This is a genomic window from Cryobacterium psychrotolerans (assembly GCF_900101115.1).
GTDB classification, from domain to species: domain Bacteria; phylum Actinomycetota; class Actinomycetes; order Actinomycetales; family Microbacteriaceae; genus Cryobacterium; species Cryobacterium psychrotolerans.
In genome coordinates, this window is the sequence record NZ_FNFU01000001.1 from 324,580 (window position 1) to 340,659 (window position 16,080).

Genomic DNA, 16,080 nt, shown 5'->3' on the forward strand with positions numbered 1-16,080 from the left:
GGAGCTAGCTGTTCGAGTGGCCGGCCGAGCCCAGCTGACGGGTCGAGTCGACGACGCGGGCGGCCATGGCCGCCTCGGCCACCTTGCCCCAGGCGCGGGGGTCGTAGACCTTCTTGTTGCCCACTTCGCCGTCGACCTTGAGCACGCTGTCGTAGTTCTTGAGCATGTAGTCGGCGATCGCCCGGGTGAAGGCGTACTGGGTGTCCGTGTCGATGTTCATTTTGATGACGCCGTTGGCGACCGCCTCGGCGATTTCCGCGTCGGTCGAGCCGGAGCCGCCGTGGAAGACGAGGTCGAGCGGCTTGGGGCCGGTTCCGTACTTCTCGGCCAGGCCCTCCTGAATGCCCTTGAGCAGTTCCGGGCGCAGCTTGACGTTGCCGGGCTTGTACACGCCGTGCACATTGCCGAAGGTGAGCGCCGACATGTAGCGACCCTGCTCGCCCAGGCCGAGGGCTTCGACCAGCGCGATGGCGTCATCGAGGCTGGTGTAGAGCTTCTCGTTGATGTCGTGGCTGACGCCATCCTCTTCGCCGCCGACGACGCCGACCTCAACTTCGAGGATCGCGTTAATCGCGCGGGTGCGCGCCAGCATGTTCTTGGCGATCTCGAGGTTCTCGCCGAGCGGCACGGAGGATCCGTCCCACATGTGGGACTGGAAGATCGGGTTGCGGCCGGCCTTGACCTCGTCCTCGGAGGCCGCGATCAGCGGCATGACGAAGTCGTCGAGGGCGCCCTTGGGGCAGTGGTCGGTGTGCAGCGCGACGGTGATCGGGTAGTTGTCGGCGACCGAGTGCACGAAGCGGGCGAAGGCGAGGGCGCCGGATGCGCGGTTCTTCACGGTGTGGCCGGCGAAGTAGTCCGCGCCGCCCGTGGTGACCTGGATGATGCCGTCGGAGCCGGCCTCGGTGAGGCCCTGCAGCACCGCGTTGATGGTCTGAGACGAAGAGACGTTGAATGCGGGGTAGGCGAATCCCTTGTCCTTGGCCTTGTTCAGCATCTCGGCGTACTGGTCTGGGGTGGCGATAGGCATGGCGTCTCCTGAGGAAGTATCCGGCTGGGTGGCTCAATACTACCGAGACTGCCCATAGGCCGGGGCGCATATGTCGACCCGCCGCCGCACCCCCAGCGGCGCGACGCTAAGCTGGCCGAGGTGGCTCTGGCCTACCTGCGCCGGCCCGCTGACGGGCTTCGCCACTGCAACACGCTTCGTCCGGGAAGGACCATTTGTGAACAGCACTGACCCCATCGTCACTGACCCCATCGTGTACGCGCACCCCGATCGCAACCTGGCCATGGAGCTGGTGCGCGCGACCGAGGCAGCCGCGATTCGCGCCGTGCCGTTCATCGGCCGCGGCGACAAGTATGCCGCCGACAAGGCCGCCGTCGACGCCATGCGCGCGTTCCTCGGCACCGTCAACTTCGACGGCCTCATTGTGATCGGCGAGGGCGAGAAGGACGAGGCGCCGATGCTCTTCAACGGCGAGCGTGTCGGCACCGGCCGTGGCCCCGCCTGCGACATCGCCGTCGACCCGATCGACGGCACGAGCCTCACGGCCGCGGGCCGCCAGAACGCCATCTCCGTGATCGCCGTCTCCGACCGCGGCACGATGCTGGACGCGTCATCCGTGTTCTACATGGACAAGATCGTCACCGGCGCCGCCGGCCGCGGCGTCGTGAGCCTCGACCAGTCGATCGGCGAGAACATCCGCGAGCTGTCGAAGGCCATCGGCAAGCCGGTCGGCGACATGACCATTGCCGTCCTCGATCGTCCCCGCCACGCGGGACTCATCGACGCCATTCGCAGCGCGGGGGCGGGCACCCGGCTCATGCTCGACGGCGATGTGGCCGGCGGCATCAACGCCGCCCGTTACGAGACTCGCATCGACATGTGCGTCGGCATCGGCGGCAGCCCCGAGGGCATCACCACGGCCTGCGCGCTCAAGGCGCTGGGCGGTTACATGCAGGGCCGCCTCGCGCCCAAGGACGACGCCGAGCGGGCCAGGGGCGTCGCGGCCGGCCTGGACATCGACAAACTGCTCGAAATCGACGACATGGTCAGCGGCGACAACACGTTCTTCGTGGCCACCGGTGTCACCGACGGCGGACTCGTCGACGGCGTGCGCCGCAAGGGCCCGATGATCCGCACCGAAAGCATTGTGCTCCGGTCGCGTTCGGGCACTGCCCGCCGCGTCGTCGCCGAGCACCTCGCCGAGAAGTGGCTCTAAGGCCCTGACTTCCCTCGCCGAACTGTGAGTTTGGCACCTTCGGCGCGCTCGTGAAGGTGCCGAACTCACAGTTCGGCGCGCTCGCGCAGCACATGTGCTGGGCGGTTCTTCCTGTCCCCTTCAGGCCCGTCCCGGTTGAGTTGCGGAGAAAGTACCTTCGTCGCAAAGTTGAAGGTACTTTGTCCGCAGTTCAACTTCGCGGGCCGCGTGGAGGATTGCTCGCGAGCGGTCAGTCGGCGGCGCGGATGACGGCGGCTTCGAGCTCGGCCGTCTCGAGCTCGGCCACGAATTCGAACGCGGCCAGTTCGCGCGGCGTCTCCTCGATGCCCACCAGCGGCGCGAGGACCTTCGACTCGTCCAGGGCGTTGAGCTTGCGCGCCGTGGGGAGCACCTGGCGTTCCATCGAGCCGACGAAGCCGTTGTAGTCCTTCACGGTGCGTTCGATCGAGCGGCCCAGCTTCTCGATGTGCGTCGCCGTCGTGGCCAGGCGCGAGTAAAGCTCCCGGCTGAGGTCGAAGAGAACCTTGGCATCCTGGGTGAGCACGTCCTGCTGCCAGCTGAACGCGACCGTCTTGAGCACCGACCAGAGCGTCACCGGCGAGGCGAGAGCGACGCGCTTGCCGAAGGCGAACTCCATGATCGTCGGGTCGGCTTCCATAGCCGATGAGACGAGCGATTCGCTCGGGATGAACGCGATCACGATCTCCGGCGACGCCTCGAGTCCCTGCCAATAGGCTTTGCTGCCGAGGGCCGTGATGTGGTCGCGGACCGCCTTCACGTGCGCCTTCATGTAGGTCTCCCGACGGGCGCCTTCCGCGCCGGTAGCGGTGGCGGGGATCTGACTCGCCTCGAGGAAGGCGGTGAACGGCACCTTCGCGTCGACGGCGATGTTCTTGCCCCCGGGCAGGTGCACGACCATGTCGGGGCGCCCCGCGCCGGCATCCGAGGTGATGCTGGACTGCATGTCGAAGTCGACCCGCTCGATCAGGCCGGCGGCCTCGACCACGCTGCGCAGCTGTGTCTCGCCCCAGACCCCGCGGGTGCTGTTGGAGCGCAGGGCGGAGGCCAGCGATTCCGCGGTGCTGCGCAGGCGCTCCTCGGACTCGGTGGCCGAACGAAGCTGCTGGCTGAGTTCGCCGTGCTGCAGGCTGCGCTGTGCCTCGAGCTCGGACACCTTCTTCTGCATGTCCTGCAAGCTCTCCCGCACCGGGGCCAGGGCCTGGAGCACCTTGCTTTCCTGGCGTTCCCGCTCCGACCGGGCCTCCTGGTCGGTGCGCTGGCGGTCGATGAGCTCGCGGTACTGCTGCTGGGCGTCGAGGATCTGGCCACGCATGCCCTCGGCGGTGGCCTGCATCGCCGCGAGTTCCTCGCGCAGGAGGGACTGCACGGCCGCGTCGGCCGCCCGGGTCTCGGCCAGCGCCACCTGGTGCCGCGCCTCGACCACGGCCGGGTCTTCGGCCGCGGTCGAGGCCGAGCGGCGGCGCTGCAGCACGACGACCGCCAGGAGTGCGCCGAGGAGCACGCCGATGACGATTCCGAGGATGAGGCTGAGCAGTGGGTCCATGTCTCAAGTGTGCCAGTGGCCACCGACAGAGCCCGTGAAGCGCGGGAGGTGCGCTGTTAGTTCAGCGCCATTGGACCGTGCGTGGCGGCGTGTTCGCGAGTGGCGACGGGGCCGATCACACCGATCTTGACGCCGGTGATGTGCGCGAGCTGCTCGAGAGTGTCGGCCTCGTGCCGCTGCGCCGCGTGGATCATGATCGCGGCGCACGCCTCGGCATCGGCCAGGGCGTCGTGGTGGGCGAAGTCCTCGAACCCGGCGGCCATCGCGGCGACCGGGAGCCGGTAGGAGTCGAGGTGGTAGGTGCGCCGGGCCACCTGCAGGCTGCAGACGTACGCGAAGTCGGGGATCGCCAGGCCGGCGACGGTCGACGAGGTCGAGATGACGCCCAGGTCGAAGCCGGCGTTGTGTGCCACGAGGTGGTCGCCATCGGCGAAGGCAACCAGGTCGGGGAGTTGGGCCGCCCAGCCGGCGGCACCGGCGACATCCGACGGGCGGATGCCGTGGATCTTGATATTCCACTCCTGGAATGCGTCGTGGCCGACCGGGGGCCGGATGAACCAGCCCACACGCTCGACGACCTTGCCGTCCCTGACCTTCACCATGCCGACCGAGCAGGCCGAAGCAGCGGAGGAGTTGGCGGTCTCGAAGTCGATGGCGGTGAAGTTGAGGGGCACGTCCTCATCGTCTCACGCGCCGCTGACAGGGCCCGTCAAGGAAGGGCCGGGCGCGAGCCGGTACGATTGAGTCTCGTGGCTCTAACTATTGCAATCGTCGGACTGCCCAATGTCGGCAAGTCCACCCTCTTCAACGCCCTGACCAAGAACAACGTGCTCGCGGCGAACTACCCGTTCGCGACGATCGAGCCGAACGTCGGGGTCGTCAACCTGCCCGACGCGCGCCTGGCGAAGCTCGCGACGATCTTCGGCAGCGAGCGCCTCCTGCCTGCCCCGGTGTCGTTCGTCGACATCGCCGGAATCGTGCGCGGCGCCAGCGAGGGCGAGGGCCTGGGCAACAAGTTCCTCGCCAACATCCGTGAAGCCGACGCCATCGCGCAGGTCATCCGAGGCTTCGCCGACCCCGACGTCGTGCATGTCGACGGCGCGGTCGACCCGGCCGGCGACATGGAGACCATCAACACCGAGCTGATCCTGGCCGACCTGCAGACCCTCGAGAAGGCCGTCACCCGCTTCGAGAAGGACACCAAGGGCCGCAAGCTCGACCCGGCCGTGCTGCAGACGGCCCTGGCCGCCCAGGCCTTCCTCGACGCCGGCAAGCCGCTGTCCGCCTCGACGATCGACCTCGAGCCGATCCGCGAACTCGGCCTGCTCACGGCCAAGCCGTTCATCTACGTCTTCAACGTCGACGAGGAGGTGCTGCAGGATGCCGAGAAGCTCGCCACCCTCGCCGCCCTCGTCGCCCCGGCCAAGGCCGTGTTCCTCGACGCCAAGCTCGAGTCGGAACTTCTGGAACTGGACGAAGAGGATGCCGCCGAGATGCTGGCCTCCACCGGCCAGGAGGAGAGCGGCCTCAACCAGCTCGCCCGCATCGGCTTCGACACGCTCGGCCTGCAGACCTACCTGACCGCCGGGCCCAAGGAAACGCGCGCCTGGACGATCCACAAGGGGTGGACCGCGCCGCAGGCCGCCGGGGTCATCCACACCGACTTCCAGAAGGGCTTCATCAAGGCCGAGGTCTTCTCGTTCGACGACCTCGTCGCTGCCGGCTCGGTGGCCGAGGCCCGCGCCAAGGGCAAGGCCCGCATCGAAGGCAAGGACTACGTCATGCAGGATGGCGACGTGGTGGAGTTCCGCTTCAACGTCTAGGCTCGGGCAGGTCGGAAGGGGCCCGAGCGCACCGCTCGCAGCAGAAGCTCTCAGTATTCGCTTCGCCTAAGCGAACTTGCTCAGGTGCGTGATCCCGAAGAACTGTCGTCCAATCTGACCTCACTCCAGACACAACACCACACCATCATCATTCGGAGGAAACCACCGTGCCTGTCATCGCCATCATCGGAGCTGGACCGGGACTCGGAGCAGCAGTTGCGCGAAGGTTCGGGCGCGAGGGCTTCTCAATCGCCCTGATCTCGAGGAACCAGTCGAAGCTGGACTCCATGGCTGCGGAGCTCACTGCTGCCGGCTTCACCGTGGGTGGTTACGCTGCGGATGTACGGGTACCGGCGACGCTTGAAGATGCACTGGCGCGTGCCGCGGCAGAGCTGGGACCCATCTCCACGTTGCAGTACAGTCCGCTCCCGTCGCGTGATTATCTGAAGCCGGTGCTTGAAATGACTCCGGAGCTGGCTTTGGAGGCATTGCAGTTCTCGGCTCTCGGGCTCATTCACGCGGTGCGTACGGTGCTCCCGGCAATGCGGCAGGCAGGAAGCGGCAGCATCATCTTGATCAACGGCGGAACCTCGGTGAAGGCCCGCGCTGACTTCGCAGGCACATCGGTCGCCTTCCCGGCTGAGAGCGCCTACGGTGAGATGCTCCACGACGCACTCGAGGGTGAGGGAGTCCGTGTCAGCCAACTCGTGATCCCGGGAGGCATTCCTCGGCTCCAGCTTGTCAACGGCATCGACGGCGTCGCCGATCGCATTTGGGACCTCCACGCCGTTGCCGGTCCATTTCGAACGATGCTCATCCCGCTTGAGGACGGCAGGGAGTAGGGGAGTCACTGCGCTGCTGGCAGCTACGATGCGGAGATAGCCAGGATGGCGCGAAACGTGGCTCTAAAGGTTGCTCGGCGATGCCACTCGGTGGAGTTCCGCTTCAACGTCTGACTCGCTCGCCGCTCGCGTCGCTGCCCGCGGTGCGTTCCGCCGAGATTGACGGTTCCGGTCGAGTTCCCCTGGTGTGCCTGTCAATGTCGACCGGAACAGGCGAACTCGGCCGACAACGCCGTCTTCACCGCGGACTCAGGCCAGGGCCTCGATCTCGACCTTGTAGGTGGCAAGGGCGCGCTCAATGTCCTTGTCCCCGTGGAAGAAGACCGCGTCGAGCATCTTCATCAGCGTGGAGGCGTCCCAGCTGGCTGTGAGCGTCGTTCCGCTGTCGTCGGCCTCGACGGAGAAGGTGAAGATTGGGCCCAGGGAGGAATGGTCGACGATGCGCTCGTTGACCACATACTCCTCCCTTGTGAAGACACCGGTCAGGTGCATGCCGAGTTCGCGGTACTTGACCTCGTAGGTGGACACAGTCCCTTCGGGCGACCGGTTCACGGCACCCAGGGTGATGTTGGATTTCTCCGGCATCGCGGCGACGAAGTGCGCGGGGTCATCGACGTAGTGGAAGACCTTCTCCACGGGCGCGTCGATGTGGATGCTGTGTGTGTGCTTATCAGAGGGCATGATGCTCCGCTTCCTTGCTACGACGGTGATCCAAACGGATCGTGCGGTACGCGCTTATGAGGGGAGTGTGCCCTCGGCCGCATGGTTTGACAAGCAAGAGGGACTGGGCGGCCAACCGCTCGAACCGACCGCACGGGGGCTTGCCTTATACCCCCCCGGGTATTACTCTGGAGTAGAGACGAACGGAAGGACCCCTCTGGGACCTCCGCCGCACTGTCTACGAAGGAGACCCCCACATGCTTATTGAGCGCATTTATGACGAGGACCTTGCCCAGGCCAGCTTCCTGATCGGCTGCCAGCGCAAGGGCGAGGCGGTCGTGGTCGACCCCCGCCGCGACATTGCCGTCTATCAGGCCGTCGCCGCAGCGAACGGAATGAAGATCGTCGCCGTCACCGAGACCCACATCCACGCCGACTACCTCTCCGGCACCCGCGAACTGGCCGCAGCCACCGGCGCGACCATCTACGTGTCCGGCGAGGGCGGAGAGGACTGGCAGTACCGATTCGAGGGCGAGCGGCTGTACGACGGTGACGCGATCACCATCGGCAACATCACCGTCCAGGCCGTGCACACCCCGGGCCACACCCCCGAGCACCTCTCCTACCTCGTCACCGATGGCGCGTTCAGCGACAAGCCCGGCTACCTGCTCTCCGGCGACTTCGTCTTCTCCGGCGACCTGGGACGTCCGGACCTGCTGGATGAGGCAGCCGGCGGCGTCGACACCCGGTTCGCCGGGGCGAAGCAGATGTTCGCCAGCCTCCGGGACAAGTTCCTGACCCTGCCCGACTACGTGCAGGTGCACCCTGGCCACGGCGCCGGCAGCGCCTGCGGCAAGGCCCTCGGCGCGGTCCCGTCCTCGACGGTCGGCTACGAGCGGCTCTACGCCTGGTGGGGCCCCTACCTCGTCGCGGGCGACGAAGAAGGCTTCATCAACGAACTCCTCGACGGCCAGCCCGACGCACCGGCCTACTTCGGGCGGATGAAGCGCGAGAACCGTCAGGGTCCGGCCATCATGGGCGAGCGTGCTCCGCTGGAAGAACTGTCCGCCGAAACCGTCGCCAAGGACCTCGCCGAGAACACGGTGACGTTCGTTGACACCCGCCACAACACCGAGGTGCATGAAGGCACCGTGCAGGGCTCGCTGAACATCCCGGCCGGCAAGAGCGTGGCGACCTACGCCGCGTGGGCCGTGGACCCGGAGCGGGATTCCCGCCCGCTCGTGCTCCTGGCCGCCGACCAGGACCAGGCCCAGGAATACTGGGACCACCTCGTGCGCGTCGGCATCGACAAGGTGAGCGGCTATGTCACCGGGTTCGAAGGCCTGCCGCTGAGCACCCCGCGGCTGGTCCAGCCCGAGGAGCTGGACGGCTTCGAGTCGGCACTGCTGCTCGACGTCCGCGCCAAGAGCGAGCACGACGCCGGTCACATCCCGGGCTCACCGCAGTTGCACGGCGGTCGCGTGCTCTGGAACCTGGACCAGCTCCCGGCCGAGGGCACCATCGTGACCTACTGCCAGAGTGGCGTCCGCAGTTCGGTCGTGGCCAGCGCGCTGCGCCACGAGGGCTATGACGTGGTCGAGCTCGACGGAAGCTACATCGGCTGGGTCGCCCAGCAGGAGTCCCTGGAGTCGACCTCCGCCCGCTGACCCGGGCAGTTACCGCGACGCTGCGGGTGGCCTGCCGGCCGCCCGCAGCGTCGCTTGCGTTCGGCCGGCGTTCGACCACGAGCCGGCCAGCCCGATCACCGCCAGAGCCGAGGTGGGCATCGGCACCGAGTCGCCCGTGAGAATCGAGACAAGGTCTTCGATCCCGGGGTTGTGGCCCACCAACACGACGGTGTCGACCTCGTCCGGCAGGGCGCGCACCACGCCGAGCAACTGACTCGTGGACGCGGCGTACAGTCGCTCGTCGATCCGGCTCGGCGGCCGGCTCGCCAGCTCTGCCGAGGCGAGTTCCCAGGTGCTGCGAGCCCGCCTCGCGGGTGACACGACGGCGAGATCGATGCGGTCGATGCTCACGGCCAGCCATCGGCCGGCCTCCGGTGCCTGCCGCAGGCCGCGATCGGCCAGCGGCCGGTCGACGTCGGCCTCCTCGCCCGACCAGTCCGACTTGGCATGCCGCAGCAGGATGAGGGTGCGCTCAGGCATCCGACGCCCCCGGCGCCAGGGGGGCGCCGACCACACACGTACGCACTCGGAACGGCTTCATACGCCGAGCGTATCCGGGCCGCCTCGCACCTGTCGCCATTTCGGCTGCACTGGGGTGCGCGGATGCACGCGCCCGGTGCCAGACTGGGCGGATGACGCTGCACCTCACCGGCGACTCCGCCGCCGACACCCTCCTCAGCGAGGATCCGTTCGCCCTCCTGCTCGGCATGCTTCTCGACCAGCAGATCGCGATGGAGACCGCCTTCGCCGGGCCGGCCAAGATCCGAGACCGGATCGGCACCCTCGACCCCGCGGCGCTCGCCGGGTTCGACGCGGATGCCTTCGTCGAGGTCTTCCGGCAGACGCCGGCGGTGCATCGGTTCCCCGGTTCGATGGCCGCGCGGGTACAGACCGTGGCCGGCGTCGTCGCCACGGACTGGGATGGAGACGCGTCGGCCATCTGGACCTCCGGCTCCCCGGACGGCGCCGAGATTCTCCGCCGGCTGAAGGGGCTTCCGGGCTTCGGCGAACAGAAGGCGAAGATCTTCCTGGCCCTGCTCGGCAAGAGGCTCGGGATCACGGCAGCGGGCTGGCGTGAAGCGTCCGCCCCGTACGGCGAAGAGGGGTCGTTCCGCTCGGTCGCCGACATCGTCGACGCCGACACCCTGACACGCGTGCGGGAGACAAAGCGGGCGGCGAAGGCCGCCGCGAAAAAGCCCGGCGCATGAGCGCGCGCAGCTGGAGTGAGCTGACCGAGCGGCAGCAAACGGCGATTCTGGTGGGGGCTTCGGTGCAGCTCTCCCTGGCCGCGACCGCATGGGCCGACCTCGCGAAGCGCCCGCCGGCGCTCGTCCACGGACGCAAGGGCGTCTGGGCGGCGATCATCGGAGTGAATTTCCTCGGCCCGATCTCCTACTTCATCCTGGGTAGACGCCCGCGCCGGTAGCCGCACCCCGGGCCGTTAACCGCCGGACCGGCCGGACGCGCAGGCATCCGCATGGACGCCGCACGCATGGCGGTGACCGCCATGCACGCATGGCGGTCACCGCCACAGCCGCCAGACGGCGACACCCTCCGGAAACTGCTGACGAAGGGCGCCCCGCCGATCATCGTCTTCCGCACGGACGACCTCGATGCGACCTTCGAGACGATCCGGACATCCGGCGCCGAGGTGGTGCAGGAGCCCATCGACCAGCCCTGGGGCCCGCGCGACTGCGCATTCCGTGACCCGTCGGGCAACACGGTGCGGATCTCCCAGGCGCCGAAGCCGTAACCCGGGGCTGACACTCGGCGACCGCATCCGGCCCGCGCGGGCCGCGGGGGAAGGGTCTACTCTCGGTACCGCCCGACCTGTGACGGAGGCCAAAATGACCAGCACCGCTTCTCCCCGCACGACGAGCAGCGCCTCCAGACGGGTCGGCTACGCGGTCTCCGTCGCCATCAATGGGGTGCTGCTGTACCTCGTCAACGTGTGGCCGGGCTGGCAGATCATTCCGTTCCTCACCGAGGACTTCCGCGATGTGCTGGGCCTGGTGAACGCGTCGCTGATCGCCGGGATGGTCGTCAACCTTTTCAACCTGCTCCTCGACTGGCGATGGGTGCGGGCGCTTGGTGACCTCGTCACGCTTGCAATCGGGCTGGCCGGGCTCGTGCTGTTCTGGCAGGTGTTTCCGTTCGACTTCCCGGACGGCTTCGACTGGTCCCTGCTCGTGCGGATCGTGATCGTCCTGGCCATGGTCGGCACGGTCATCGGCATCATCGTGCAGGTCGTGACGCTGATCCGCAGCCTGGCTGGTTCCGGCGACGCCGACAAGTAGGCTGGCGGCAACCAGGGGGGTTGGCCATGAACGGCACCATCAGCAGACCGGGGGCGTTCGGTGGCGCGTGAGCCGATCGAGGATGCGTATTCCCGGGCTCGGCGCGATCCGGGCTTCCTCGAGGCGGTGCGCCGTGACTATCGCGGACGCCACGACGCGCTCCATGCCCTGTGGTGGCTGGAACATCCGACTGAGCCCGCACCCGACGGCACGCCGTCCCCGCTGCAGGAGCTGCGCGAGCTGCAGCGCAGGGTCTTCTCCGCGGACGGCGGTTCCCTGGGCGACCCGGACGCCACCCGCTCGATCAGTGAGCTCCAGGCGGAGGCATCCGCGGAGCGCGGAGCGATAGAGGATGCCGTGGCCGCCGCGTCGGAGGGACGCGCGCCCGGGCTTGAGTCGCTGTTCCCCGCGGAAGGTCCCTTGGGCGGGGCTGTCGACAGCCCCGGTGCGGCGGGTACGGCGACCGCGGGTGCCTCGAAACGGACGCGGAAGGTCGTCGTGCTCGTCGGCATCGTGGCGGCGGCCGCCGGCGTGGTCGCCGGGACCCAGTTCGCGGGCGCACGCGTGGAGGCGGCGCCGCCGGCCTCGCTCACGCCTGCCGTCACGGCGAAAGTGACCTGCGACCAGATGACCGACGTCGTGACCATCCTCATGAACGCGGCGATTTCGCGCGCCGAGACCCGAACGACCGAGCAGGAGTGGCAGGGTGCAGCCGCGCTCGCCGCGCGAGTGCTTGACCGCGTGGACACCGCGGAAGGCACGACCCTGGCCAGGCGCATTGCCGAGCTGAGGGTCGTCATGTCCACCGTCGATCCGACCGAGGTGACGCCGGACGGGCTGAGTTTCCGGGAGTCGTCCACGTGGAACCTCGCGCTCCACGGGGTGTTCACCGCCTGCGACGCGGCCGGTACCCCGTTTGTGGTGCAGGCCTGGACGGGCGGCTAGGTGTCGTTTGCGGTGAGGGCGGAACCCTAGACGGGCGCCGGTATCGGGCTTAGCCTCGGTGCAGGGAAGTGTTCGCTGCAACGAAGCGCGGAGGTTCAGGATGAGCGACGAGAAGACCAACCCATCGGCCAGGCCGGGTGCCGAATCCCCGGTCGGGGACATGACGGAGCAGGGCGAGACCGAGGTGGGTCCGCACCCCTCGCTCACGAACCTCGAGAACTGGGAAGAATCCGACATTGAATCGGCTGCGGGGGACGAAGCGGAGGAGCAGCCCGAGTAGGGCCGCCCCTCGGTCGGTCAGGCTGCCTGGGGACCCGTGCCGCGCGCCGCGATGCTGGCGCGGACCTCGTCCATGTTCAGGTTCTGAACGCCCGTGATGAGTTCCTCCAGGCTGCTCGCGTTGAGCGCGCCGGGCTGGGAGAACACCAGCACGGAGTCCCTGAAGACCATCAGGGTCGGGATAGACCGGATGCCGGCGGCCGCGGCCAGACCCTGCTCGGCCTCGGTGTCGACCTTCGCGAAGGTGATCTCGGGGTGCTTGTCGGAAGCCGCCGTGAAGGTGGGGGCGAACATGCGGCAGGGGCCGCACCATTCGGCCCAGAAGTCGACCAGCACGATGCCGTTGCCGGCGATGGTCTCGTCGAAGGTTTTCTCGGTGATGTCAATGGTTGCCATGACCCCAGAATATACCCCTAGGGGTAATTTGTATACCCCTGGGGGTATCGAAGGCGCAGGGCGGACCACGCCATCACGACGGCGACCATGGCCATGGCGGCGAGCCCCAGGCCGGAGTAGCCCGCCACCGCGAGGATGGGGCCGGCCAGCGCCCCGCCGAGCGCCCCGGCCGCGTTCATCGACAGATCCGAGAACCCTTGGAGCGGCGAGCGGTCGTGCACGTCGACCGCCTCGGCCACGAGAGCGGAGCCGGCGACCACGGATGCCGACCAGCCCAGGCCGAGGAAGATGAGGCAGATCGTCATGGCGGTCTGGGAGCCGTCGCCGAGCCAGGCGATGGTCAGCGCCGTGAGCAGCATCGCCTGGCCGCCGAGGATGACCGGCAGCCGTCCGACGCGGTCGGAGAGCCAGCCGAAGACGGGGGAGAGGGCGTACATTCCGGCCACGTGCAGGCTGATCGTCAGGCCGACGATGGTCAGTGTTGCCCCGTGGTCTCGCAGGTGCACCGGGGCCATCGACATCAGCGCCACCATCGTGGCGTGGCTGAGGGCGATCACGGCCACGGCGTAGCGCGCCGGCGAGTTGCTGCGGATGATGGCCAGGCCGCCCCGGCGCAGCCGAGGGGTGAGGCTGATGGCGCGGCCTGCGAGTGCGGTGAGGAGGGGGTCGGGCCGCAGTCCGAGCGCGTAGACGACGGAGGCGGCGACCGTGGCCAGGAGCGAGAAGGCGAAGGCACCGGTCATGGCCGGAAGCCCGACCACGGCGCCGAGGGCCTCGCCCGGTCCGAACAGGTTCGGACCCAGCACGGCGCCGATCGTCGTTGACCAGACCACGAGGGACAGGTCCCGGGCTCGGAATCGGGAGCCGGCGAGGTCGGTCGCGGCGAAGCGCGCCTGGAGGTTCGTGGCCGATCCGGCTCCCAGAAGCATGAGGGCCAGGAGGAGGAGCGGGAAGAGATCGAGGGCGGCCGCGCTGATCGCGAGCACGGCTCCGCTGCCCGCGATGAGGGATCCGGTCGCCAGTGATACCCGTCGGCCCCTGGCCTGGGCCAGACGGGCGAGAGGCACGGCGACGAAGGCCGCACCGAGGGTGCTCATGGTCGCGGCCATGCCGGACCAGGCGCTCGAACCCGACAGGTCCGCGGCGAGCAGGGCGCCGAGCGACAGGGTCGCCCCCATGCCGATTCCGCCGAGGATCTGCCCGGCGACGAGCACCCGGACGACCCGCTTTTGGAGCACGGAGTCCCGCTCGTCGTCGACGGGGGGCACGCCGACGAGGGGAGGGCGCTCGTCATTGCTCACAGATGGACTCAAAGATGAACGCGGATCAGGCGAGGGAGAGGAAGAGCTTCTCGAGTTCGTTGACGTTGAGCTGCTTGGCCTCGCCGTCGGATCCGGTGTCGATCAGGCAATCCTTCATGGCGGTGGAAATGATGGTGAAGCCGGCGCGATCGATGGCACTGGAAACAGCGGCCAGCTGGGTGACCACGGCTCGGCAGTCGGCGCCGGATTCGACGGCCGCGATGACGGCGCCGAGTTGTCCCTGCGCGCGCTTGAGGCGGTTGAGTGTCTTGCGAATGTCGTCACTGGGGTGAGTTGCTGCTGCAGCCATAATCACGCCACCATACCCTTTCGGATGCCATCGTCGGGTCGGGTAAGCGTCTTGCCGGGTAATCCCAGCCGGTGACGCTCTGATCCGTGCCGTGCGCGCCGCGGGCTTGCCTTGCGCCGATATACCCCTTAGGGTATCAGAATACCCGTCGGGGTATCAAGCAACAACAGGGGCCGTCAGCCGGCCCCCGCAGCGGATGAGGTCCAGGCGAATGCAGAGCGCTCCAGCGAAGCCATCCCCTGGCATCGCGGCCCGACTCAACGGAGTCGCCCGCGGGTTCGGCGTCGCCGGCGGAGAGCTTCGGCGCTGGCCTGCTCGTCGCTGGTGGGTGGCCCTCGGCACTGCGGCGTTCACCATCGTCTTCATCGCGATTCCGACCGACCTGATCGATACGCCCTTCTTCGCGCGTGAGGTCCCGCCGACCGTGTGGTCCTGGCCCGTTCTGCTCGTCAGCGCGGTCCTGGCCGGCCTCGTCACGGCCACCTACATCGCCCACCCTGACGGCGCCGCGCCGAGCCGCGCCGTGGGGCGCCTGGGAATGACCGGCTGGGTTGTGACCTTCTTCGCGGTGGGCTGCCCGGTCTGCAACAAGCTCGTGCTCCTGGCGCTGGGCACGACCGGCGCGATGCAGTTCTTCGAACCGGTGCAGCCCTACCTCGCGGCCGCCTCCATCATCCTGCTCGGCTGGGCACTGTACGCCCGGCTCACCCGCGAAAACTCCTGCCGGTTGCCCGCCCGCCGGGCAGCGGACGCAGCGATCCCGGCCGACGCCGCCGTCACCGGCCGCACCGAGGCAACCGATCGTGTTCGCTGACCTCATCCTGTGGCCGAGGCGACGCCGGCTGATCGCCGCCGGCGCCGCCGCTGCGGCTTTTGTGGTCATCGCGCTCGCCTCCGGCCTGCTCGGCATCGGCGTCGCCGGACCCTGGTGGTCGTACGCGTTCGCGGCGATCGGATCCGGCCTGATCGGCCTGGTTGTCGCCAGCTACTTCGGAGCCCCGATCGGCGCCGAGGCGACCCTGTGCGACACCCGCTGGCCCGTTCTCGGCCTGGTCGCGCTGTACCTGGCGACGGATGTCGCATCCCTCGAGCCCGTGCTGACTGGCGCCGTTCGCCCCGTGGTGGCACTCGCCGCCCTTGCCCTGCTCGTCTGGGCCCTGCGCGAACGGCTCGAGAGCGAGCGCGAGGCGAACGCGGCAGAGCCCGGCGCCGACGGCGTCGTGTGCACCACCTGCCGGCCACTGTTTCCCCGATCGTCCGCCACCTCAGGCGGTCTTCCCCGCGCCACCCCCACGACCGAAGAGAGTTCCAGATGAAGAAAACCCTTGCCGCCCTCGCCCTCGCCTTGACCGCCGTCTTCGGGCTGGCCGCCTGCTCAGCGCCGGCGGCAGAACCGACCATCGCGGTGACCGCCGACACGGTCGTCGTCGATGTCCGCACCAGCGACGAGTACAACGCGGGCCACCTCGAGGGTGCCGTCAACATCGACGTGCAGGCGCCCGACTTCGACAGCCTCGTCTCCGAGCTTCCGGCCGACGGCGAGTACGTCGTCTACTGCGCTTCCGGGAACCGGTCGTCGGCTGCGGTCGCGCGCATGGAAGGCCTCGGCTTCACGAACGTCACCGACGCCGGAGGCATCTCCGAGGCCGGCGGGTCGACCGGGCTCGAGACGGTCACGACCCCGTAACCGGCTCGCCGGATGTCCGTCGAGTTTGGCGGTTTCGGCCGAGCTTGACCGGTGCGCCTGCCA

General features: G+C 68.4%; 20 protein-coding genes and 1 pseudogene. 13 read left to right on the forward strand and 8 right to left on the reverse strand.

The features are described from left to right. Window positions 1-4: 4 nt before the first annotated feature. Window positions 5-1,030, reverse strand: coding sequence for a class II fructose-bisphosphate aldolase (gene fbaA / locus BLQ39_RS01365; protein WP_092321268.1), 1,026 nt, complete (start codon window positions 1,028-1,030; stop codon window positions 5-7). A gap of 262 nt (window positions 1,031-1,292) precedes the next feature. Here fbaA and glpX point away from each other — a divergent pair, with 262 nt between their 5' ends. Then, window positions 1,293-2,225 (forward strand): class II fructose-bisphosphatase, encoded by a 933-nt coding sequence (glpX, locus tag BLQ39_RS01370; RefSeq protein WP_092321347.1) that lies wholly within the window; start codon window positions 1,293-1,295, stop codon window positions 2,223-2,225. Window positions 2,226-2,454: 229 nt separating this feature from the next. Here glpX and BLQ39_RS01375 read toward each other — a convergent pair whose 3' ends face one another. Together BLQ39_RS01375 and BLQ39_RS01380 are read right to left on the reverse strand one after the other, a co-directional pair. Next, window positions 2,455-3,789: a DNA recombination protein RmuC gene (locus BLQ39_RS01375; RefSeq protein ID WP_092321269.1), complete on the reverse strand. Its 1,335-nt coding sequence runs from the start codon at window positions 3,787-3,789 to the stop codon at window positions 2,455-2,457. Window positions 3,790-3,845: 56 nt separating this feature from the next. After that, the gene (locus tag BLQ39_RS01380) at window positions 3,846-4,463 is read right to left on the reverse strand and encodes an exonuclease domain-containing protein (protein ID WP_092321270.1); all 618 of its coding nucleotides are present in this window, start codon (window positions 4,461-4,463) and stop codon (window positions 3,846-3,848) included. Window positions 4,464-4,538: 75 nt separating this feature from the next. On the opposite strand from BLQ39_RS01380, the gene ychF reads away from it, so the two are divergent. Both ychF and BLQ39_RS01390 read left to right on the forward strand, forming a co-directional pair. Further along, entirely contained in the window at window positions 4,539-5,612 is a 1,074-nt protein-coding gene (gene ychF / locus BLQ39_RS01385; RefSeq protein ID WP_092321271.1) for a redox-regulated ATPase YchF, read from the forward strand. Window positions 5,613-5,779: 167 nt separating this feature from the next. Continuing rightward, window positions 5,780-6,454, forward strand: coding sequence for an SDR family NAD(P)-dependent oxidoreductase (locus tag BLQ39_RS01390; RefSeq protein ID WP_092321272.1), 675 nt, complete (start codon window positions 5,780-5,782; stop codon window positions 6,452-6,454). A gap of 249 nt (window positions 6,455-6,703) precedes the next feature. On the opposite strand, the gene BLQ39_RS01395 is transcribed toward BLQ39_RS01390, so the two are convergent. Further along, window positions 6,704-7,135: an SRPBCC family protein gene (locus BLQ39_RS01395; RefSeq protein WP_198417116.1), complete on the reverse strand. Its 432-nt coding sequence runs from the start codon at window positions 7,133-7,135 to the stop codon at window positions 6,704-6,706. Window positions 7,136-7,371: 236 nt separating this feature from the next. Between BLQ39_RS01395 and BLQ39_RS01400 the strand changes: the two genes are divergently transcribed. After that, window positions 7,372-8,781 (forward strand): MBL fold metallo-hydrolase, encoded by a 1,410-nt coding sequence (locus BLQ39_RS01400; protein WP_092321274.1) that lies wholly within the window; start codon window positions 7,372-7,374, stop codon window positions 8,779-8,781. A 9-nt stretch (window positions 8,782-8,790) separates the two neighbouring features. On the opposite strand, the gene BLQ39_RS01405 is transcribed toward BLQ39_RS01400, so the two are convergent. Continuing rightward, window positions 8,791-9,282: a SixA phosphatase family protein gene (locus tag BLQ39_RS01405; RefSeq protein WP_092321275.1), complete on the reverse strand. Its 492-nt coding sequence runs from the start codon at window positions 9,280-9,282 to the stop codon at window positions 8,791-8,793. A 152-nt stretch (window positions 9,283-9,434) separates the two neighbouring features. Here BLQ39_RS01405 and BLQ39_RS01410 point away from each other — a divergent pair, with 152 nt between their 5' ends. From BLQ39_RS01410 to BLQ39_RS01435, 6 genes and pseudogenes are all read left to right on the forward strand, one after another. Then, complete coding sequence (locus BLQ39_RS01410) at window positions 9,435-10,010, forward strand: HhH-GPD-type base excision DNA repair protein (protein ID WP_092321276.1); 576 nt, start codon at window positions 9,435-9,437, stop codon at window positions 10,008-10,010. After that, window positions 10,007-10,228 (forward strand): PLDc N-terminal domain-containing protein, encoded by a 222-nt coding sequence (locus BLQ39_RS01415; protein WP_092321277.1) that lies wholly within the window; start codon window positions 10,007-10,009, stop codon window positions 10,226-10,228. The genes BLQ39_RS01410 and BLQ39_RS01415 overlap by 4 nt, the downstream gene beginning before the upstream one ends. An 84-nt stretch (window positions 10,229-10,312) precedes the next feature. Further along, a pseudogene (locus tag BLQ39_RS01420) lies at window positions 10,313-10,555 on the forward strand (VOC family protein); the annotation flags it as partial. 94 nt (window positions 10,556-10,649) lie between these two features. Next, window positions 10,650-11,099: a hypothetical protein gene (locus tag BLQ39_RS01425; RefSeq protein WP_092321279.1), complete on the forward strand. Its 450-nt coding sequence runs from the start codon at window positions 10,650-10,652 to the stop codon at window positions 11,097-11,099. A gap of 60 nt (window positions 11,100-11,159) precedes the next feature. Next, window positions 11,160-12,044 carry a hypothetical protein gene (locus tag BLQ39_RS01430; RefSeq protein ID WP_092321280.1) on the forward strand — a complete coding sequence of 295 codons (885 nt, stop codon included), beginning with the start codon at window positions 11,160-11,162 and terminating at the stop codon, window positions 12,042-12,044. Between the two features lie 100 nt (window positions 12,045-12,144). After that, window positions 12,145-12,324: a hypothetical protein gene (locus tag BLQ39_RS01435; RefSeq protein ID WP_092321281.1), complete on the forward strand. Its 180-nt coding sequence runs from the start codon at window positions 12,145-12,147 to the stop codon at window positions 12,322-12,324. 17 nt (window positions 12,325-12,341) lie between these two features. Here the strand turns inward: BLQ39_RS01435 and trxA are convergent, their stop codons facing one another. The 3 genes from trxA to BLQ39_RS01450 are packed head-to-tail and all read right to left on the reverse strand — an operon-like array spanning window position 12,342 to window position 14,330. Next, complete coding sequence (gene trxA / locus BLQ39_RS01440; RefSeq protein ID WP_092321282.1) at window positions 12,342-12,719, reverse strand: thioredoxin; 378 nt, start codon at window positions 12,717-12,719, stop codon at window positions 12,342-12,344. A 17-nt stretch (window positions 12,720-12,736) separates the two neighbouring features. Further along, window positions 12,737-14,020 (reverse strand): MFS transporter, encoded by a 1,284-nt coding sequence (locus BLQ39_RS01445; RefSeq protein ID WP_422386382.1) that lies wholly within the window; start codon window positions 14,018-14,020, stop codon window positions 12,737-12,739. Between the two features lie 25 nt (window positions 14,021-14,045). After that, window positions 14,046-14,330 (reverse strand): metal-sensitive transcriptional regulator, encoded by a 285-nt coding sequence (locus BLQ39_RS01450; RefSeq protein WP_092321283.1) that lies wholly within the window; start codon window positions 14,328-14,330, stop codon window positions 14,046-14,048. Between the two features lie 211 nt (window positions 14,331-14,541). On the opposite strand from BLQ39_RS01450, the gene BLQ39_RS01455 reads away from it, so the two are divergent. From BLQ39_RS01455 to BLQ39_RS01465, 3 genes are read left to right on the forward strand one after another with little or no spacing between them, the layout of a single operon-like run. Further along, window positions 14,542-15,144 carry a hypothetical protein gene (locus BLQ39_RS01455; protein WP_174775385.1) on the forward strand — a complete coding sequence of 201 codons (603 nt, stop codon included), beginning with the start codon at window positions 14,542-14,544 and terminating at the stop codon, window positions 15,142-15,144. Further along, window positions 15,134-15,646, forward strand: coding sequence for a hypothetical protein (locus tag BLQ39_RS01460; protein WP_092321284.1), 513 nt, complete (start codon window positions 15,134-15,136; stop codon window positions 15,644-15,646). Before BLQ39_RS01455 ends, BLQ39_RS01460 begins: the two co-directional genes overlap by 11 nt. Next, a complete protein-coding gene (locus BLQ39_RS01465; RefSeq protein WP_092321285.1) occupies window positions 15,643-16,017 on the forward strand; it encodes a rhodanese-like domain-containing protein in 375 nt (124 codons plus the stop codon). Before BLQ39_RS01460 ends, BLQ39_RS01465 begins: the two co-directional genes overlap by 4 nt. The last annotated feature ends 63 nt before the right edge of the window (window positions 16,018-16,080 follow it).